Origin of the sequence: Anoxybacillus thermarum, assembly GCF_000836725.1 — a bacterium.
GTDB lineage: Bacteria > Bacillota > Bacilli > Bacillales > Anoxybacillaceae > Anoxybacillus > Anoxybacillus thermarum.
This window is the reverse complement of record NZ_JXTH01000047.1, coordinates 1-19,867: the sequence shown is the minus strand read 5'-3', so window position 1 is coordinate 19,867 and position 19,867 is coordinate 1. Positions and strand designations below refer to the sequence as shown.

Below are 19,867 nucleotides of genomic sequence, written 5' to 3'. Positions count from 1 at the left end.
TCCAAGCGGGTTGAACAGGCCAAACGGAAGGCAGGACGGTTGTGGGCAGATGTGGTGCGTCAGAATCTACCGTGTCTGCAGCGGTCATCCGGGACGCCGATCCATCAAGCGTTGTCGGCGCTTCGGGATTTTGGTTGGGTGTAAAAAAATGGAATACAATATCATCACTTCAAGATGAGGGATGAGAGTCCAAAAGCGCTTACGATATCAATTCCTGAAAATGGTTCGCTAACTAGTGATTGACAACACCCGTAGTGAACCGAAAAAATGTTCTCCACAAAGTCTTGACTGACTCTATGTAATGAGTATATTTTTATAAAAATGAGTTCATTATGTTATAATTAAACTTAATCATTTATAAACGAGGTGATATGATGCGCATATACAATTACGAGCTATTGAAACATCTCCCATACTCCATGGAAACGATTCAACTACTTACAAAAATTGATGAATACAAAGGGAAACAAGACTTATACAAAAAGCAATCTCCTCAAATACTCGAAACGCTGAAAAATGTAGCGATCATTCAATCCACAAAATCATCAAATGCGATTGAGGGAATCGTCATTACAGATAAACGGCTTAAAAGCATTATGGCTGAACGAACGTTACCGATGGATCGATCGGAAGGGGAAATTGCCGGATACAGAAATGTGTTAAAATTAATCCACGCATCATACGACGCCATTCCACTATCCCCTTCTATCATTAAACAACTGCATCATGATTTATACGAGTATGTTCCTTCGCAAGGAGGAGAGTGGAAAAATCAAGATAAGTACATAAGTGAAACACTCCCGAATGGTGAAAAGTTTATCCGTTTTATTCCTGTACCAGCTTTCCAAACCGATGAACATATGCGCCTTCTTTGCATGACTTTTCAACATACAGTTCAAAAAAGTGACGTACATCCATTAATTGCAATTGCAACCTTCATTTTAGATTTCCTTTGCATTCATCCATTTCACGACGGCAATGGACGGATGTCACGTTTATTAACTCTTCTTTTATTATACAAATCCGGATATGAAGTCGGCCGCTATATTAGTATGGAAACACTCATTGAGGAAAGTAAAGAAACATATTACGACGTGCTAAAGCGCTCATCAATCCATTGGCATGAAGGGAAAAACGACATTTTCCCTTGGCTGCACTACTTCTTATCGATCATTGTTGCCGCATATAAAAAACTCGAAGAACGTGTTGGCTATATAGAAACAAGTCGCGGAAACAAACAAAAACGCATTAAAGATTTTATTGAAGGAAAAAATGGGTACTTTACAAAAGAAGATATTCGCCATGCCTGTCCGGACATTAGTGAAGCAACAATCAATCGCGTCTTAAACGAATTAAAAGAAGAAAGGAAAATTACCCCAATTGGCAAAGGAAGAAGCGCAAAGTGGAAAAAAGCTAGTGAATAAGCGAGCGCCTATGCTCGCTTATTCGCCTTCCAAACGATCCATAAAACGATCGTTGCCCCGATCATATCGATCATGACGTCAGAAAATAGTGCCGTTCGCTTCGGCTGAAACGATTGATGCCATTCGTCGAAGATGGCACAAAAAAGAGTAAATAACCATGCGAAGCGGTAAGACGCTGTCGCTCTCCACGCAAGAAACGCTAACGTTCCAAACACCGTCATATGCGCACATTTTCGAACGATAAAATTCCATGAAAATACCCCATCGCTCACAGGACGGTTCGTTTCAATCCCGAAATAATTCAACCAATGGCGAATCCATTGCGCCGTTTGCTCTCCGGTAAATAGCGGAGACTCTGTAAAATAGTAAATAAGCCCACACCATATAAACACAAGTCCCCACCATATCAAACGATTTGTTTGTGTCATTGTTCAAACCCTTTCTACATATCAACATCTACAAACCATTTTACCATTTTCTCCTCTGTTGTAAGAAAAAATGAAGGTGCCCAACAAGAGCACCTTTTCATATCAATATCTAAATATATCGTAGCCCTGAATCATTTTATAATTGGCTAGCAGGACCAAAAAATTCATAATGAATGTGTTGTTCGCTTATTCCGTTTTCACGAAGAGCATCTTTCACAGCTTTCATAAACGGAATTGGACCGCACATATATACATCGACATTCGTTTGCTTGATGACACGCTGTAACAACTGTACATCAACCAATCCGGCCTTTTCAAAATGTGGATGACTGCGGTCTTCATTTGATGGCTGCTCATAACAAACATGATAACATACGTTCCCTTGTTTGACGAGTGCGCGCAACTCTTGATCAAACGCATGAACACGTCCATGAACAGCAGCACAAACGAACGTAATCGGGCGATTCGGCTGTTGTTTTGCGACTGCCTTTGCCATACTTAATAACGGTGTAGTACCTACACCACCACTCACAAATACAACCGGTGTTTCTTTGCTCATATCAATCGTAAAATCACCAGCTGGCGCGCTTAATTCAAGCACGTCCCCTTCTTTCACATGTTCATGCAAATAATTCGATACAATACCAGCAGGTTTTTGATTTGTTTCAACTTCCCGTTTCACACTGATGCGATAATATGGTTGCCCTGGCATATCCGACAAACTATATTGACGAATGTGCGTATATTTTTCGCTCGGAATTTGTACTTTCACACTCACATATTGACCGGGAAGAAAATCGCTTATTTCCCCTCCATCTTGCGGAACGAGATAAAATGATGTAATAACATCGCTTTCTTTCACTTTTTTCTGCACAACAAAAGGACGAAAATCAACCCATCCACCTTGTTTTTTCGCTGCCTCATCGTACATTTGTTGTTCTACTTGAATAAACACATCAGCAATGACTCCATAAGCTTCGCCCCACGCTTCAATCACTTCATCTGTCGCAGCGTCACCAAGCACATCTTTAATCGCAAGCAATAAATGTTTGCCGACAATCGGATAATGCTCCTTTTTGACACCTAAACTACGATGTTTATGACCAATTTGCTTCACAACAGGTAAAATGTCTTCTAAACGATCAATGTGCTTCGCTGCGGCATATATCGATGCTGCTAACGCCTTTTGTTGTCTTCCTTGTTTTTGATGAGCATGATTAAAAATGTTCAATAACTCCGGATGATTAGCAAACATCAGTTCATAAAAGCGACGTGTAATTTGCTCCCCATATTGTTCTAATACAGGTACAGTAGATTGAATGATTTGTATCGTACGTTCGTTTAATAAAGATTTTGTTGCACTCATTACACATATCCCCCAAAACATGTATTTAATATACATGTTTATTGAACCATACATCGAACAAAAAAGCAATATATAAAATACATGTTTTTATTACTACTTCATTACATGACGGAAAAACTGAAGAATGTGCTACTATATAGGTAAAATAAAAATGAAAAGGTGAAAAAATTATGCAGTTGACGAACTATACAGAATATGCGCTACGAGTTCTTCTTTTTTTAGGTGCGCTAGAAGAAGGAGAAAAAACAAATATAAAAGAAATTTCTCGTACGTTTTCCATTTCGGAAAACCACCTCAGTAAAATCGTATACGATCTCGGGAAGCTCGGTCTGATTGAAACGATTCGTGGAAGAAACGGTGGCATTCGCCTCGCTAAAAAACCAGAAGACATCCGCATTGGCGCTGTCGTTAGGCAAACGGAAGATAATTTATCGCTCGTTGAATGCTTTGCCGCTCACGGAAATGACTGCATTATTACACCCGTTTGCCAACTGAAACATGTGCTTCATGAAGCATTGCAAGCATTTTTACAAACGCTCGATGCCTATACACTTGCTGACTTATTACAAAATAAACAAACGTTAAAAACGTTCTTTCATTCCCCACGTTTGTAAACAACAAACACACATGCTAAAATAAGGGCAAATTGATAAAAAAGGAGCTTTCGTATGTTACAGACGATGTTATCGCAAGAAGTGATGACAAAAGCGGCTCAACGTCTCATGAAGCTTTTACCGTACAAAAAGCATAGCGACGTCATCAAGCGAGCATGGCAACTGTATCGAACAGGACATGTATATAATGTGACGGTAGAAAATGATGTACTAAAAGGGAAGGTGACAGACCGAGGGCATACGTATGAGCCTTCTTTTCGACTGAAACAAGCGGCTGGTTCGTCTTGTTCTTGCACAACAGTCGGATTATGTCCGCACAATGTTGCGTTATTTTTATATGCATACAATCAAATCGACGTAGTCGGAAACTTGATTCGGCAATGGAAAGAGCCGACGGCGAAGCAAAAACACGCGAGGCAAAAACACGCGAAGCAAAAACACGCAAAACAAAACAACATACAAGTGAGCCAACAACCCGCTGAACAACGCGAGAAAGACATGCCACCCAACGGAAACATTATTGAAGCTTGGTGGGACTCCTTTGAAAAAGCATATCGCCGCATCCCCCTTTACAATATAACTGAGGAGGAACAGATGCGAAGACTCGTTCATTTCTTTTTCGAAATGTTCGAGCGTCCGACAGCAAAAAAACCGTTTTTGGACCATCTGTATTACGTGCACGCATCGTTATTTACATTCATGAAAATGACTCGCATCCCGCAACAACCGTGGAGCTACTCTGCGATGATGCAGGAGCGGCACGTCAATCAAATTGTCCAATCGGTGCAGCAAGCGATCAAAGACTTGGCAAAAAAGCCGCGTACAAAGCTGCACGAACAACTCATATACGCTTCGATTCCGTACGCGCGAAACATATTGTCAGGCGAATTAACGTACTTTACACAAATACTAGATGTATATAAAACGATATGGAATAATCTATTTACTGATCCGTCATATCGCGAAGAAGAATGCAACTGGGCGATAAAAAAGCTAAATGAGAAAGAAACAGTCGAACAAAAAATCCCATTTATCGCTGCTGCTTCGTACGTATCGTTTTTGCTTGAAAACGATCATCGCGCCTATCAGCTCATTGAACCGTTTCCATATTTAGCAACGGAACATATCATTGATTTTATGCACACGTCTTTTGCGAAAAAACAAATACAACGCGGAGCCGAGTGGTTTCATCGGCTTGAGAAAAATATGGAATCATACTTACATTCGCTTCATATGACTGACCGCGATTGGTTTGTTCGCACCGTATTATCTGCGCATAGTCAATACAGCATCGCAACAAAAAGCGATGAAACAGAACGATACGAACAGCTTCTTCAAAAGCTTCTTCCGTATAGTTTTTATATGTACATCGACTACTTGTTCGATGAACAAAAATGGAAAAAGCTAACCGAATTATATATGCTCGAAAAAGCAAACGTCGATATGATTCCACCATATCATTTGAAATCCGTTGAACAAGCGGATCGTTCGCTCGCTCTTCCGCTTTATCATCAAACGATTATGTACTACATCGAACAAAAAAATCGGAGCGCATACGAACAAGCAATCAAACATTTGCGAAAACTACGGGCTCATTATCGTGCTTTAAAACAAATGCCTCGCTGGGAAGCATACATCATAAAACTTGCTGAACAAACGAAACGATTGCGCGCCTTTCAAGATTTGTTACGGAAAGGGAAATTCATATGATGCAACTGGAACTACAAAGCCGCTGGCTTGAGGAACAAAAACAATTTTTCATTTATAGCGACGATACACATCCAAGTAATTGGAGAGACCTCGTCTTTTGTTGGCATGAAGAAACGTTTTATGGCACATTTGCCCCTATCGAAACGATTGGAACACATATTGGCATTCTCCTTTCTCCTTGGGAAGCGCTCACGTTTTTTGCTTATCCATCCACAAACGAGTTCGTTGACATCATATGGGATGAACAAAGCAAACAATTTCAATCGTGGGCAAAACAAATCATTGCACATATCGAACAAAAACAGTTTATGCCCGACTTTGCAGCATGGAAAAACGGAAAGTTCGGCTGGAAAGGAACAGAAGAGAACCATCCGTTCATTTCTATGTGGCGCTCTGAAGCGATAAACGACTGGATTCAAGCTGACATAGAACTAAAAGAAACGTGGGAACAAATCGTGAAAACATATCCGCTTCTGACAAGCGACGGTGCGCCATTGATGGACGAGCACGATTGGTTAACGGAAATCGGTTGGGATCGAAACCGTCCGCCTTTTGTCGTTGCGATTCGTTTACGTGAACCAAACGAAGAAAATGAACCGTGGCCGCTCGACACCGTCTTCATCGATACGAAAACGGAAAAAATGACCGTGTATGACGGAACGATGCCGCGCGCTTGGCAAGCGTACGCTAGTCACGTCGAACGGGCACAACAACGATGGCAAACGATCGTCCCATGGCTGAGCGAAAACGGGGCATTGCGCAACGAACTAAACGAAGAAGAAGCGTGGCGCTTTTTAGTGGAAGCAACTATTGAACTAACTGAAGCAGGCGTTCGCGTCATTGTGCCAGAATGGTGGGAAGTCGTGAAACAAACAAAACTTCGGGTAAAAGCTCGCGTCAAATCATCATCGACATCTGTATTCGGATTAGATGCACTCGTCGATTTCGACTGGCGCATCGCTACAAACGGTGTCGAATTGACAGAACAGCAATTTGCAGAACTTGTGGCTCAAAAACGTCGCCTCGTACGCATTCGCGATCAATGGGTGCAGCTTGATCCCGCGCTTATTCAACGCGTTCAAACGCTAATCAAACAAGCGAAAAAAGAAGGGCTATCCATTCGCGACGTGCTTGCACAAACACTTGCTGAGCAACGAACAGAACAAGATGAGCATGACGATCCGATTGACATTGAACTGAACCGTTCGTTTACGTCGCTCATTCAAAAATTAAAACATATCGACCATATTCCGACCGTCCCCGTACCAAAAACGTTTCACGGTACGTTGCGTCCGTATCAACAACGCGGTGTCGACTGGCTCGTCTTTTTGCGTCAGTTCGGCTTTGGCGGCTGTTTAGCTGATGATATGGGTCTTGGAAAAACGATACAAATGCTTGCCTATTTTGCATATGTGAAAGAAAACGAAAAACGAAAAGGACCTGCCTTGCTCATTTGCCCGACGAGCGTCATCGGCAACTGGCAAAAAGAGTGTAAGCAATTCGTGCCGTCTTTAAACGTTTACGTCCATCACGGATCAAATCGCGAACACGGTGATGCGTTTGCCGAAAAGGTGAAAAGCTACGACCTCGTCATTACATCATATAGCTTGGCGCATTTAGATTTTGACGACCTCACAAGCATCAACTGGGACGTCATTTGTTTAGATGAAGCGCAAAACATTAAAAACGCCCAAACGAAGCAAGCACGCGCTATTCGCAAGCTGAAAGGGCGACATAAAATTGCGCTCACAGGAACACCGATTGAAAACCGGTTAAACGAGCTATGGAGCATTTTCCACTTTTTAAATCCGGGCTACTTAGGCTCACAAACAGAATTTCAACGCCGCTTTGCCACCCCGATTGAAAAAAATGGGGATCAGCAGGCGACAGAAAAACTACAAAACTTCATTCGCCCGTTTTTGCTGCGCCGAACGAAAACAGACGAACGCATTGCGCTTGATTTACCAGATAAACTAGAACAAAAAGAATATTGTCCGCTGACCGTCGAGCAAGCTTCATTATATGAACAAATTGTGCAACAGTCGCTCGAAAAACTCGAACAAGTAGACGGCTTTGCACGGCGCGGTATTATTTTACAAATGTTAAACAATTTAAAGCAACTATGCAATCACCCTGCGCTTTATTTAAAAGAAGAGCATCCAAACCAAGTCGTTGAACGATCACATAAACTAGAAAAATTGCTTGAACTTGTCGAACAAATTCGTGAAAATAGGGAAAGTTGTTTAATTTTCACCCAATATATTCAAATGGGTGAAATGATCCAGCATGTGTTATCGACACATTTGAAAGAAACTGTCGTCTTTTTAAACGGAAGCACACCGAAACAAACGCGCGACACGATGATTGAGCAGTTTCAAAATGGACAGTTTCATATATTCATTTTATCGCTGAAAGCAGGCGGCACAGGGTTAAACTTAACCGCCGCAAATCACGTCATCCATTTTGACCGTTGGTGGAACCCTGCTGTTGAAAATCAAGCGACAGACCGCGCGTATCGGATTGGGCAAACGAAATTCGTTCATGTTCATAAATTCATTACAACCGGCACAATCGAAGAAAAAATTGACGAAATGATTGAAATGAAAAAAGCGCTAAATGAACAGCTCATCCAAAGCGAAACGTGGATTACCGAACTATCCAACGAACAACTGCGCGAACTATTTACTTTATCATCATCTTGAGGTGGAACATGGCGAAGAAAAAAGGAACGAAACAACAAACATTATGGGAAAAACTGCTTGAACAAATGGCAAAAAAGCTAGAACAACGAAAAATAAACAGCCGCTAACGTCGGCTGTTTATTTTTAAATATAAAACTTTCTTGGCAGCGTAAAGCTATATACAATCGGGATAATAAATAAAGTTAAAAAGGTGCTGCTGATTAATCCGCCAATGACCGTAATCGCCATCGGTTGATTTAGTTCCGCTCCGTCACCGATACCAAAAGCAAGCGGCAACAAACCTAAAATCGTCGTTAACGCCGTCATTAAAATTGGACGAAGACGAAGTTTCACCGCTGTGACAATGATATCTCGCTCCCCACGCGCGCGCATCTGGTTCATGTAGTCGACAAGCACAATCGCATTGTTCACGACAATGCCCGCAAGGACGATGCCGCCGATAATGACCATGACGCTCATCGGCGTTTGTGTTAGCCATAATCCAGCTGTAATGCCGATGATCATGAGCGGAATGGTAAACATAATAATAAACGGATGTTTAAACGATTCAAACTGCGCCGCCATAACAAGATAGACGAACGTCACCGCCAGCGCAAACGCTAACGCTAAATCGTCAATCGACGATTCTAATAACTCCCGATCGCCACTAAAGACGATGTCCGTTTCAGACGGAAGATCGAGCTTAGCGATTTCTCGATCAACAAGCGCAGATATGTCACCCAGCGTTACCGAACTTTTATATTTTACCGTAAACTGTACCGCGCTTTGCTCATTTACGCGCTGAATTTGGACACGGCTTTTTCCAACGGTGACCGAGGCGATATCGCCGAGTTTCACAAACGAACCGTCCGGCTTTTTCACAAGCAGCTGCTTTAAGTCGGACACAGAATTTTTCACGTTTTCATCGTATTCAACCGTCACATCGTATACGTTCGCAGATGCATCAATGATGCGCGTCGCCGTCATTCCGCGCGTCATTTGTTGGGCAACGACCGCCACTTGCGCTGGCGTCAACCCATGCCGTAACGCTTTATCGCGATCGATCTGTACTTGAATTTCATCGACCGTTTCCGATAAATCTGTCGATACTTCTTTTACTTCTTTTAACGCTTTTATCCGCTTTTCAATTTGGCTAACCACCTGCTTTAGACGCTGTTCATCCGTATCTTTCACGCTGAACGTTAACGTATTTGGCGCACTTCCTGTCGACGCTTGCAAGTTAAACGATACTTCCGCTGTTTGATTCACGTTTTTTACCGCTTGTTGCACAGGCGCTTTTAATTCGTCAACGACAACGAACACAGACCGATTTCGCTCATCTTTCGGCTTCATTTTCACATATATTTCAGCGACGTTGCTTTGCGTCGTCCCGCGAAACGACTGTTCTTGCGTTGAACCGATGAGACTCACGTACGTTTCAATCTCATCGACTTGCTTTAATTCATGTTCAATGGCGGCAACGACGCGCTCTGTCGCTTCTAAAGAGTAACCGTCACCCGTTTGCACGCGAATCGAGAAAAATCCCTCATCCGTATTCGGCAAAAACTGCATGCCTACGTTCGTTACACCGACAACACCAACGCCAAGCAATCCAACCGCTAACAATAACACGATAAAACGATGGCGCAATGCCCAACGAATGCTTTTTTCCAGCGCGCGCATCGGGGGAGAAGATAATCGCGCTTCTTCCCGATAACGTCTGCGCGGACGTAGCCAACGGCTCGCAAGCATCGGCACAACCGTTAACGCGACAAACAACGAAGCAAGCAAACTAAACGCAATCGTTAACGCAAACTCGGTAAACAAATCACCAATTAATCCGGTAATAAATAATACAGGAATAAATACCGCCACGCTCGTCAACGTCGAGGCGACAATGGCGCTTCCGACTTCGCTCACCCCGTCTTTTGCCGCTTCTTTCGGCTCTTTCCCCATCGCCAAATGGCGCGAAATATTTTCAATGACGACGATCGAGTTGTCGACAAGCATACCGATTCCGAGTGCTAATCCGCCAAGCGTCATAATATTTAACGTAAAGTCGGAAAAATACATTAAAACGAACGTCACAATGACCGAATACGGAATGGCGATGCCGATAATGATCGGGCTTTTTATATTGCGTAAAAATAAAAACAACACAGCCATCGCAAACGCGCCACCTAAAACGAGCGACTGGGCAATATTGCGAATCGTCCGTTCAATAAACTCCCCTTGGTCAAATAAAATATCGACATGGACGTTTTTAAATTGTTCTTTTTTCAATAGCTTATCTAGCTGCTTTTGAAACGATTGTGACACTTCCGCCGTATTCGCATCCGCCTTTTGCAGTACGCTCATGAGCACAGATGGCTGTTCATTCGTTCGAGTAATCGTTTGTTGCTTTGGTGAGACGAGCTCAACTTTCGCCACGTCTTGTAGACGAATGCGTTCATTTGTCAACGGATTCACCGCAACGACGAGCTTTTTTAAATCGTCGACCGATTGCACAGTGCTTAAAATGCGCGTCGACAATTGCCGCTCATCGACCACAACCGTTTCACCCGGCAGCGACACGTTATTCGCTGAAATAAGATTAGCGATATCTTGTTGCGACAGGCGATATGTACGAAGCTTATTTTGATCAACGAGCACGCGCACCCGTTTCGTTAACGTGCCCGATACGTTCACGCTCGCAACCCCTTCCGTTTTTGCAAGCTCCGCTTTTAACTGCTGCGCTAATGCGTTCAACTCGCCTGTTTCTTTTTTGCTTGTTAACGTCATTTGAATAATCGGAAACTGCGACGGATCAAACTTTAAAAATGACGGCTTTTGCACATCATCTGGAAGTGGCGCTTGATCGATGCGCTGCATCACATCATTTTGCATCTCGTCAATGACTGTCGCCCATGAAAACTGCAATAAAATGAGTGTCGAGCCTTCTTGGGATGTTGACGTCATCGACTTTAACCCCGGCAATGTCGCTAAACTGCTTTCTAACGGCTTCGTCACTTTTTCAAGCACTTCCGTTGGCCCTGCCCCCGGATACGTCGCCACAACAACCCCTACGGGTGGCTGAATATCTGGAATTAGCTTCATTGGAATATTGAGCAACGATACCGCCCCTAAAAGAATGACGATAATCATCGACACAAATGTCAGCACAGGACGCCGAATCGAAAAATGGCTAATGCCCACCGTATATCCCCCCATATTTGTTCTAATGATAGAGTAACGAACACATAAATCGATTGTCAAATTTGGAAACAAACGAAAAAAGAGGCTGAAACGTATTCAACCTCTTTGCTTATTATGCCAATTCCAAGCGGTTTTAATGATGTCCTCTAACGAACGTGTCGCTTGCCAGCCGAGTTCGCGGGCAATTTTTTCGGATGAAGCAACGAGTCGAGCCGGATCTCCCGGACGGCGCTCTGTATATTCAATCGTTGCTTTTTTCCCTGTGACGCGCTCGCACATGTCGATCACTTCTTTCACCGAATAACCGAGCCCGTTGCCAAGGTTGTACACCGCCGTCTTTTTCTCATCAGAAAGGAGGGCATGCAAAGCGAGAATGTGCGCCTCCGCTAAATCGGTCACATGAATGTAATCCCGAATACATGTGCCGTCTGGCGTATCGTAATCTGTGCCAAACACTGAAATTTTATCGCGTAATCCGAGCAAATGCTGCAAAATAAGCGGAATTAAGTGCGTTTCTGGGTGATGATCCTCTCCAATGTCACCGCTTGTATGCGCACCTGCCGCATTAAAATAGCGCAACACAACGTAACGTAAATCATATGCTGATGCAAAATCAGAAAGCATATGCTCAATCATTAACTTCGAACGACCGTACGGATTAATTGGATTTGTCGGACATTGTTCTGTAATGAGATCGACGTTCGGAATGCCATATACCGCAGCCGTCGACGAAAAAATGAAGCGCTTCACTCCATATTCCATCATCGTTTCTAATAATGTCAACGTCGCTGCGACATTGTTTTTGTAATATTTCATCGGCTCGACAACCGACTCGCCAACTAAACTGTTTGCCGCAAAATGCATGACCGCATCGATTGGATATTTTTCAAATATGCGCATAAGCGCCGCACGATCGCCTAAATCGCCATGCACAAACACCGCTCGTTTGTCAACGAGATGACGATGTCCTGTCGACAAGTTATCAAGCACGATGACCGGCTTCGTTTCGACTAACTCCTTCACTACATGGCTGCCGATATATCCTGCCCCACCAACGACTAAAATCATACAGAAACTCCTTTCAACTCGATATATGAACATATTACTATACATATATGTAAAAATCTATCATCATTTCTGTCTTAATTCATTGGCTTTCTCCCGATCGAATAATATTCGATTGCATATTTTTTGACATCTTCAAGCGCGTAACAATTGCGCCCATCAAAAATAATTGGCGTTTTCATTTGCTTGACGTATATAGATAAGTCAAGCTGACGGAATTCATCCCACTCTGTTAAAATCATCGCTGCATCAGCGTCTTTGAGCGCTTCTTCGACATGGCTTGCGTATATAACTTCTTTCGGCAATACGGCTTTTGCTTTATTGATCGCAATCGGATCGTAAGCGACAACGATCGCCTGCTCAGCAACAAGTTCCCGTGCGATGACAAGCGACGCAGCTTCCCGCATATCGTCTGTATTTGGCTTAAACGACAAACCGAGAATGGCGATTTTTTTGCCTTGAATATGTCCAAAACGCTCTCTTGCTTTTTCAATGAGCTTTCGTTGTTGCTTATTGTTCACTTCAATGACCGCCTTCAGCAGCTCGAAATCATGATCGATATTTGCGGCAATTTTCGCTAACGCTTTCGTATCTTTCGGAAAACACGAACCGCCATATCCAATGCCCGCCCGTAAAAACGATGAGCCGATGCGTTGATCCATTCCCATTCCGGCTGCCACTTGTTCAATATCGGCACCAACTTTTTCACATATGTTCGCAATTTCGTTAATAAAGCTAATTTTCGTCGCCAAAAAGGCGTTTGAGGCATATTTAATCATCTCTGCGCTACGAATATCGGTTTGAAAAATCGGAATGCCAAATGGACGATGAATGTGTGCGACCACAGCTGCTGCCCGTTCATCATCCGCCCCGATCACAATTCGGTCGCCATGAAACGTATCATAAATTGCTGAGCCTTCCCGTAAAAATTCAGGATTGGACACGACATCGATGCGCACATGCGGAGCGAGCTGTTGAAACATGCGCTGCATCTCGTGATTCGTCCCGACCGGCACCGTACTTTTTGTCACGACAATGACATCTTTCGTCACGGATGAGGCAATATCTTTCACCGCTTGATAAATATATGTTAAATTCGCTGAGCCGTCTTCGTTTTCAGGCGTGCCGACCGCAATATAAATCACATCCGCTTCGCGATACGCACGCGCACCGTCCGTTGTAAAAAACAAACGATTCGCCTCCATATTTTCTTTCATGAGCGTCTCAATTCCCGGCTCATAAATCGGGGAAATGCCTCGTCCCATCTGCTTCACTTTTTCTTCATCGACATCGACGCACGTCACCCGATGCCCAATATGCGCAAGCGCTACACCTGTCACTAAACCGACATATCCTGTCCCAACAACGACAATGTTCATTGCTAACCTCCGTGCCCTTTTTCTTTCAGTGTACACAAATACGAACACTTTTGCACGGTACAGCTATTCTGAAAAATATTTTTTAGAAAGCAAGTCACTTCACTTATAAGAAAGTGAACATTTGTCTATGATAATAGTAAAAGGACAGAGGAGGAATAGCATATGCCAACTGCATGGGAAACATTAAAAAAGATTACAAGATTATCAGATTACGAGACATTACCTGCTTCGCTCCGCCACGAGATTGAAAAAACTTTAGAACAAGTCAAGAAAGCCGAAACAATTTATCAATTAAAAATTCAGTTGCGCGGCATCCGTCCACCGATTTGGCGACGTGTGCTCGTCCCAAGCGACATAACATTCGATCAGCTCCATCTCATTATCCAAGAGGCGATGGGATGGGGAAATTACCATTTGTATCAGTTCGAAACAAGTGATGCGATCATTGACGTCCCGCATCCAGATGATCGATTTATGACTCTTTGGAAGGACAAGCTCGATTCACGAAAAACACCGATTAAAAAATATTTAAGTAAAGAGAAACAAAAAGTGCTATATACGTATGACTTCGGAGACAACTGGGATCATATCATTACATTGGAAAAAATCGAAAAGCGAATCGAACCGTTAACACATCCAATTTGTATCAAAGGATCACGAGCATGCCCTCCCGAAGATGTTGGTGGGGTTTGGGGCTACCAAGATGCGATCGATATGATGAAGGACGATACGCGAAAACAAGAGCGTCAAGAGTTTTTAGAATGGTATGCCGAATGGTACGGGGACGACTTTGATCCAGAGCGCTTTGACATCGAAGAAGTAAACCGACGACTTGCGACCATTCGCTTCAAGTAGTGCGAAAATGTGAGAGGACTGCCGAAGAAAGGCGGTCCTCTCACGTATGAACGCCTGTTAACTTCCAAACATTTGTTTTCTCCTGGACGATTGGCTTTTGCATTATACGTCTCCCCCTGTCGCTGCGCGCATAATCGTTTCTTGATCGACATTGTCCGGATCGATGTCCATGCCAAGTTTTTGTAAATATGTTCTCACCTCATTTGTTATTTCTTTTTGACGAATCCATCCTGTTTTTCCGATCGTATATTCACGTCCTAAAAACACATTTTCTGCGACTGTTAACGTCGGAATGATGTTCAGTTCTTGATGAATAAACACAATGCCGTCTCGCTCCGCTTCTTTTGGGTGCCGATAATGAACCTCTTTTCCATCTACTGTAATCGTCCCGGTATCTTTTTCATACATCCCTGTCAATATTTTCATTAACGTCGATTTCCCTGCTCCATTCTCCCCCATGAGCGCATGCACTTCTCCTGCACATACTTCAAAATCGACTCCATCTAAGACGAGATGTTGGTGAAACGCCTTTTTAATTCCTTTCATTTGAATGAATGGCACGTCTCTCTCCCCCTTAAAAATTGACGCCGGAGTGAAGAATCATATTGGCGTAAGGAGTCGCTTCTCCTGTACGAATCACCGCTTTGGCTGATTTCATCATTTCTTTTAGTTGTTCATGGGAAACGATATGTGTCGTCGTGTTCATAAATCTCTTTTGTATTTCTTGGTACATTATTTGATTGTGTGATTGCATTTCTTCCGCAATCGTAATCGCTTCAATCTCCAATTCTTCTAAAATGGGATCGAGTACAGATAAAAAGGACGGAAAGCCTTTAACAACGGATAAATCTATGCGCGTCACTTCTTTCGGAATTGGCAACCCACAATCAGCGATGACAATCATATCTGTATGTCCTAGCGAAGCAAATGCTGTATTTAGTTCTTTATTTAATACCCCATGTTTTTTCATCGTTTTCACCCTTTCTCCGCAAGAAACGACTCAAGTTCTTTTTTTGTCGGCATTCCCGTTTGCGCCCCTAACTTAGTTACTGAAAGTGCTGCTGCCGCGTTCGCATAACCGCAAGCTTCTTCTAATGCCATACCTTTACTTAATGCCACCGCCAGCGCCCCGTTGAACGTATCCCCCGCCCCTGTCGTATCGACAACTGGTACGTGAAACCCCGAAATACGTATCCATTCACCGTTTCGCTGGAACGAAACGCCGCGTTTTCCTTCTGTCACGATAAATTTGTGCACCCACTTCTCTATCGCTCTCCCTGCTAGCACAATATCTCTTTCGTGCTCATTTGGCGTTAAAACATCTACTTGATCGAGTAACATGTCTGGAAGCGGCTGCGCTGGTGCTGGGTTTAAAATGACGCGAACAGCGTGCCGTTTTGCGATCAACACCGCCCGTTCCACAACAGAAAGTGGAATTTCCAGTTGAAGAAGGCAAACATCACTTTTTGCGATCTTCTCTTCCCATCGCTCTAGATCATCTGGGCATAGCGCGTGATTGGCCCCAGGGACGACGATGATACGGTTATCTCCTTCGGAAATGACAATCGTCGCAATACCCGTTTCAATATCTGTAACCGGTTTCACACCGTCAACAAAAATCCCTTCTCTTTTTAAATGCTGAAGCAACTCTGTTCCAAACGCATCAGCACCAACAGCACCTATCATATGAACATCCGCACCAAGCCGTGCTGCCGCTACCGCTTGATTCGCGCCCTTCCCCCCAGGGATGAGGCGAAACATTTCCCCTAGTACCGTTTCGCCTTGTAGCGGCATTCGTTTCGCGATCGTCACTAAATCCATATTCATGCTTCCAATGACAGTGATTGTCGGCTTTTTCACGATTTTCCCCTCCTGTTCGTCGACTCTCGCTCAATAAGTGTAACAGGCAATACGTAATGAAGCTGCTCAATGAATTGACCTTCAATTTTTTTCACTAAAAGCCGTGCCGCAATCGCTCCCATTTCATAAATCGGTTGCGAAATGGTCGACAGCTCCGGTGTTGTCATCTCTGTTAACGGGATACCGTCATACCCAATGATTGCCACATCTTCAGGGACGCGTAGCCCCAGTTGTTGAACAGCTTTTAGTGCTCCAACCGCCATCGCATCGTTCCCAGCAAAAATTCCATCAACTTGATTTGTTTGAAGAGCTTGTAGCACTGCCTCCTTTGCTTGTCTTAGCTGATAATTTCCTTGAATGATGAGCGCTTCTTCCCAAAGCCCTAGACTTTTCATTTCATCGCGATACCCGTAAAAACGCTGCATCGCGTTTACTACATGCGCTGGGCCTTGAATATGGGCAATTTTTCGGCATCCGATGCCATACAAATGCCTTGTCGCTAGCCTGGCTCCATGATAATTATCCGCAATGACCGATGGGAAGGAATGATCTGACGGCCGGTCAAGAACGACGATTGGAATATCTAACTCCATCACTTCCTCAATCGCCAGTTGATTCGTCGTTAAAATCATGCCGTCTACATATTTTTGTTTTAGCACATCCATATATTGCTTCTCTTTTTCGCTTTTTTCATCGGAATTGCACAAAATGACTGTATAATCGTAAATGTTCATCACATCTTCAATGGCTCGAACAAGTTCAGGAAAAAAAGGATTCGAAATATCTGGAACAATTAATCCAATCGTTTTCGATGTTTTTTTGAATAACGTCCGTGCCACTTCATTCGGCTTATAGTTCAATTTCTCAATCGCTTTTCGCACCCGTTTTTCCGTTTCTTCATTCACATAACCGTTTTGGTTCAACACACGCGAAACCGTTGCAACCGATACCCCTGCCAACTTGGCAACATCTCGGATTGTAGCCATATTTATTCTCCACCTCTGTTTTATGTAACCGGTTACATATAATATAACAGAAACTTTCAAATATAGTCAAGCGTTTCCTGTTATTTTTTTAGCGACAAATTTCATAAAAATAGAACCATTACCCCATCACTCTATACAAACATATTGCTTCTCGTTTCATTGGGAGAGTTTGATTCATTCCAGCTTAACCTAAAAAAACACATAAAAAAGGAGTATATTAGTTAAATAATCCAAATGCAAAGAAGTAAGCCTTGAAGACTAGTATCCTCAAAGCTTTATTTTGATCGTCCTTCTTCTTCAACGATTTTCTCCATAAATTTTAATAGCTCATCTCTAATCTCTTCATTTTGCAAGCCGAACTCAATCGTTGTTTGGATAAACCCTAACTTCTCTCCAACGTCATACCTCTTACCTTCAAACTCATATGCAAAAACACGCTGAATTTCGTTTAACTGTTGAATCGCATCAGTCAGCTGAATTTCTCCACCTGCCCCTGCTTCTTGCTTGTCGAGAAACATGAAAATTTCTGGTGTTAAAATATACCTTCCCATAATTGCCAAGTTCGATGGAGCAGTTCCCATGGGTGGTTTTTCGACAAATTGTTTCACTTGATAGCGACGGCCTTTTTTGTCGAGTGGGTCGATAATGCCGTAACGATGTGTTTCATCGTCTCTGACTTGTTTCACTCCGATGATGGAGCTATGTGTTTGTTCGAACTCGTTCATCAGCTGCTTTAAGCAAGGGGTATCGGCTTGGACGATGTCGTCGCCAAGCAACACCGCAAACGGTTCGTCGCCGATAAATTTGCGGGCGCACCAGACCGCATGACCTAGCCCTTTTGGCTCCTTTTGGCGAATGTAATGAATGTCGACTTTCGACGGCTCTTTCACTTTTTCAAGCAAATCGTGTTTGTTGCTTTTCAGCAAAGTTTGTTCAAGTTCGAACGCATGATCGAAGTGGTCTTCGATCGCACGTTTTCCTTTTCCTGTGACGATAATAATATCTTCAATGCCCGATTCAATCGCTTCTTCAACGATGTATTGAATCGTCGGTTTGTCGACAATTGGAAGCATTTCCTTCGGCATCGCTTTTGTCGCAGGCAAAAAGCGCGTACCGAGCCCCGCAGCTGGAATGATGGCTTTACGAACTGTTTTCATCCCTTTTCCCCCCAGAATTAAACCAAATAGAGAATTACAATATACTTATTATTATTTTATTGTGAAAAATAAGTGACTTCTACTATTTTTTTATAAAAAACAACCGACAGATGTAACCCTGTCGGTATCAGTAACAAATTTAATGAACATACTTTTCTTCGTCTAATTCCATTCGAAGCTTCTGTTTTGCTTCTTTAATTAATTTAGAAAGATCCCCAACCGTATACTCACGATTCGGCAATGGCTCATCATATGCTTGATAATATAAAATTTCCGCTAGCTTTCGCTGTTTTTCGCTCGCTCGTTTCGTCAGCTTTTCTTTTTTTTTAGCTCTTGTTGGAGACGTTCGATATGATATTTTGCTTCTAATTTGCAGCCGTAAGGAAAATCTTCGATGCCGAGCCGTTCGACGAGACGGTTAATTTCTGCGATTTGTTCGTCGGTTGGCGGTTCGTTGACGAGTTGGCCGATAATTTCGTTAATGCGGTTGGCGAGCTGTTCATGAAATTCCGGATTGCTTTTGACCGCATCATCCAATTCTGAAAACCACGTTGCTTCATTGTACAAGTAATGACGCCATTGTTCCATCAGTTCCGCCGCATCGTATTTCGTTTCATCCCAACCGATTGTTGCCATGTATCGTTCAAACACTTTTTTAATCGACAGCGTCATGTTCATTTTCATGCGATGAGAAAGCTGTTTTAACATATATAAAAAACCCTCCATATCATTATCGTCAAACGCTAATGTATCATAAAAAAACATGGATTGACAAAGTTTTTTTATAACTTTGCTAGTTGTTATAGGAAGATAGGGAATAAAAAAACGCAAGAGGAAATCTCTTGCGCCAGCTTGTCGACAAAGTCGACAAGCTGTTTTAATATATAGGTATAAGGGTATTTATAGGAGGGGGAAATCGGATGCTTCAACGTCATCAAGAAGATCGTAGACATATGGAAACAACGGTAAAGATTGATGACCTTGTTCCTGAGGATCACCTTGTGCGTAAGCTAGAAAAAGCGATTGACTTCTCTTTTATTTACGACATTGTCAAAGACCTATACTCACCCGATCATGGACGACCAAGTATTGATCCGGTTGTGTTGTTCAAAATGTACTTGATCCGTTATATCTTTGGCATTCGTTC

The 19,867-nt window shown here is 43.0% G+C and carries 16 protein-coding genes and 2 pseudogenes; 7 read left to right on the top strand and 11 right to left on the bottom strand.

The window, feature by feature from the left end:
- Together LH47_RS15350 and LH47_RS10890 are read left to right on the top strand one after the other, a co-directional pair.
- Window positions 1-144, top strand: a pseudogene (locus LH47_RS15350) (UPF0236 family protein); the annotation flags it as partial.
- Window positions 145-371: 227 nt separating this feature from the next.
- The gene (locus LH47_RS10890; RefSeq protein ID WP_084221319.1) at window positions 372-1,424 is read left to right on the top strand and encodes a Fic family protein; all 1,053 of its coding nucleotides are present in this window, start codon (window positions 372-374) and stop codon (window positions 1,422-1,424) included.
- Between the two features lie 8 nt (window positions 1,425-1,432).
- Here LH47_RS10890 and LH47_RS10885 read toward each other — a convergent pair whose 3' ends face one another.
- Together LH47_RS10885 and hmpA are read right to left on the bottom strand one after the other, a co-directional pair.
- Window positions 1,433-1,852: a VanZ family protein gene (locus LH47_RS10885; RefSeq protein WP_043967412.1), complete on the bottom strand. Its 420-nt coding sequence runs from the start codon at window positions 1,850-1,852 to the stop codon at window positions 1,433-1,435.
- A gap of 136 nt (window positions 1,853-1,988) precedes the next feature.
- Entirely contained in the window at window positions 1,989-3,218 is a 1,230-nt protein-coding gene (hmpA, locus tag LH47_RS10880; RefSeq protein ID WP_043967410.1) for an NO-inducible flavohemoprotein, read from the bottom strand.
- A 170-nt stretch (window positions 3,219-3,388) separates the two neighbouring features.
- Between hmpA and LH47_RS10875 the strand changes: the two genes are divergently transcribed.
- The 3 genes from LH47_RS10875 to LH47_RS10865 are packed head-to-tail and all read left to right on the top strand — an operon-like array spanning window position 3,389 to window position 8,244.
- A complete protein-coding gene (locus LH47_RS10875; protein WP_043967408.1) occupies window positions 3,389-3,832 on the top strand; it encodes an Rrf2 family transcriptional regulator in 444 nt (147 codons plus the stop codon).
- Between the two features lie 54 nt (window positions 3,833-3,886).
- The gene (locus tag LH47_RS10870; protein ID WP_043967406.1) at window positions 3,887-5,542 is read left to right on the top strand and encodes an SWIM zinc finger family protein; all 1,656 of its coding nucleotides are present in this window, start codon (window positions 3,887-3,889) and stop codon (window positions 5,540-5,542) included.
- Window positions 5,542-8,244: a DEAD/DEAH box helicase gene (locus tag LH47_RS10865; protein WP_407637161.1), complete on the top strand. Its 2,703-nt coding sequence runs from the start codon at window positions 5,542-5,544 to the stop codon at window positions 8,242-8,244. The genes LH47_RS10870 and LH47_RS10865 overlap by 1 nt, the downstream gene beginning before the upstream one ends.
- Before the next feature lie 123 nt (window positions 8,245-8,367).
- Here the strand turns inward: LH47_RS10865 and LH47_RS10860 are convergent, their stop codons facing one another.
- The 3 genes from LH47_RS10860 to LH47_RS10850 all read right to left on the bottom strand — a co-directional run bounded on the left by LH47_RS10860 (window position 8,368) and on the right by LH47_RS10850 (window position 13,862).
- Complete coding sequence (locus LH47_RS10860; RefSeq protein ID WP_043967403.1) at window positions 8,368-11,418, bottom strand: efflux RND transporter permease subunit; 3,051 nt, start codon at window positions 11,416-11,418, stop codon at window positions 8,368-8,370.
- 96 nt (window positions 11,419-11,514) lie between these two features.
- Window positions 11,515-12,486 carry a UDP-glucose 4-epimerase GalE gene (gene galE, locus LH47_RS10855; protein ID WP_043967401.1) on the bottom strand — a complete coding sequence of 324 codons (972 nt, stop codon included), beginning with the start codon at window positions 12,484-12,486 and terminating at the stop codon, window positions 11,515-11,517.
- A 74-nt stretch (window positions 12,487-12,560) separates the two neighbouring features.
- Window positions 12,561-13,862: a UDP-glucose dehydrogenase family protein gene (locus LH47_RS10850; protein ID WP_043967399.1), complete on the bottom strand. Its 1,302-nt coding sequence runs from the start codon at window positions 13,860-13,862 to the stop codon at window positions 12,561-12,563.
- Window positions 13,863-14,024: 162 nt separating this feature from the next.
- Here LH47_RS10850 and LH47_RS10845 point away from each other — a divergent pair, with 162 nt between their 5' ends.
- Complete coding sequence (locus tag LH47_RS10845; protein ID WP_235341119.1) at window positions 14,025-14,717, top strand: plasmid pRiA4b ORF-3 family protein; 693 nt, start codon at window positions 14,025-14,027, stop codon at window positions 14,715-14,717.
- Window positions 14,718-14,873: 156 nt separating this feature from the next.
- Here LH47_RS10845 and LH47_RS10840 read toward each other — a convergent pair.
- From LH47_RS10840 to LH47_RS10815, 6 genes and pseudogenes are all read right to left on the bottom strand, one after another.
- Window positions 14,874-15,263 (bottom strand): annotated as a pseudogene (locus tag LH47_RS10840) (ATP-binding cassette domain-containing protein); the annotation flags it as partial.
- A gap of 28 nt (window positions 15,264-15,291) precedes the next feature.
- Window positions 15,292-15,687 carry a D-ribose pyranase gene (gene rbsD, locus LH47_RS10835; protein ID WP_043967395.1) on the bottom strand — a complete coding sequence of 132 codons (396 nt, stop codon included), beginning with the start codon at window positions 15,685-15,687 and terminating at the stop codon, window positions 15,292-15,294.
- A 5-nt stretch (window positions 15,688-15,692) separates the two neighbouring features.
- The gene (gene rbsK / locus LH47_RS10830) at window positions 15,693-16,577 is read right to left on the bottom strand and encodes a ribokinase (protein WP_043967393.1); all 885 of its coding nucleotides are present in this window, start codon (window positions 16,575-16,577) and stop codon (window positions 15,693-15,695) included.
- On the bottom strand, window positions 16,574-17,563 hold the full coding sequence (locus tag LH47_RS10825; RefSeq protein ID WP_043967391.1) for a LacI family DNA-binding transcriptional regulator: 990 nt from the start codon (window positions 17,561-17,563) through the stop codon (window positions 16,574-16,576). Before LH47_RS10825 ends, rbsK begins: the two co-directional genes overlap by 4 nt.
- A 275-nt stretch (window positions 17,564-17,838) precedes the next feature.
- Complete coding sequence (gene galU / locus LH47_RS10820) at window positions 17,839-18,720, bottom strand: UTP--glucose-1-phosphate uridylyltransferase GalU (RefSeq protein WP_043967389.1); 882 nt, start codon at window positions 18,718-18,720, stop codon at window positions 17,839-17,841.
- Between the two features lie 309 nt (window positions 18,721-19,029).
- Window positions 19,030-19,428, bottom strand: a complete 399-nt coding sequence (locus LH47_RS10815) for a hypothetical protein (protein WP_043967387.1) — start codon at window positions 19,426-19,428, stop codon at window positions 19,030-19,032.
- A gap of 212 nt (window positions 19,429-19,640) precedes the next feature.
- On the opposite strand from LH47_RS10815, the gene LH47_RS10810 reads away from it, so the two are divergent.
- A partial coding sequence (locus tag LH47_RS10810; RefSeq protein ID WP_043966012.1) for a transposase occupies window positions 19,641-19,867 on the top strand: 227 nt, incomplete at its 3' end.

Coding starts and splice junctions, on each gene's coding strand:
- LH47_RS10815 (WP_043967387.1), bottom strand. CDS start 19,428: ATGTTAAAACAGCTTTCTCATCGCATGAAAATGAACATGACGCTGTCG.
- LH47_RS10875 (WP_043967408.1), top strand. CDS start 3,389: ATGCAGTTGACGAACTATACAGAATATGCGCTACGAGTTCTTCTTTTT.
- LH47_RS10870 (WP_043967406.1), top strand. CDS start 3,887: ATGTTACAGACGATGTTATCGCAAGAAGTGATGACAAAAGCGGCTCAA.
- galU (WP_043967389.1), bottom strand. CDS start 18,720: ATGAAAACAGTTCGTAAAGCCATCATTCCAGCTGCGGGGCTCGGTACG.
- LH47_RS10890 (WP_084221319.1), top strand. CDS start 372: ATGATGCGCATATACAATTACGAGCTATTGAAACATCTCCCATACTCC.
- galE (WP_043967401.1), bottom strand. CDS start 12,486: ATGATTTTAGTCGTTGGTGGGGCAGGATATATCGGCAGCCATGTAGTG.
- rbsD (WP_043967395.1), bottom strand. CDS start 15,687: ATGAAAAAACATGGGGTATTAAATAAAGAACTAAATACAGCATTTGCT.
- LH47_RS10865 (WP_407637161.1), top strand. CDS start 5,542: ATGCAACTGGAACTACAAAGCCGCTGGCTTGAGGAACAAAAACAATTT.
- LH47_RS10850 (WP_043967399.1), bottom strand. CDS start 13,862: ATGAACATTGTCGTTGTTGGGACAGGATATGTCGGTTTAGTGACAGGT.
- LH47_RS10845 (WP_235341119.1), top strand. CDS start 14,025: ATGCCAACTGCATGGGAAACATTAAAAAAGATTACAAGATTATCAGAT.
- LH47_RS10825 (WP_043967391.1), bottom strand. CDS start 17,563: ATGGCTACAATCCGAGATGTTGCCAAGTTGGCAGGGGTATCGGTTGCA.
- LH47_RS10885 (WP_043967412.1), bottom strand. CDS start 1,852: ATGACACAAACAAATCGTTTGATATGGTGGGGACTTGTGTTTATATGG.
- hmpA (WP_043967410.1), bottom strand. CDS start 3,218: ATGAGTGCAACAAAATCTTTATTAAACGAACGTACGATACAAATCATT.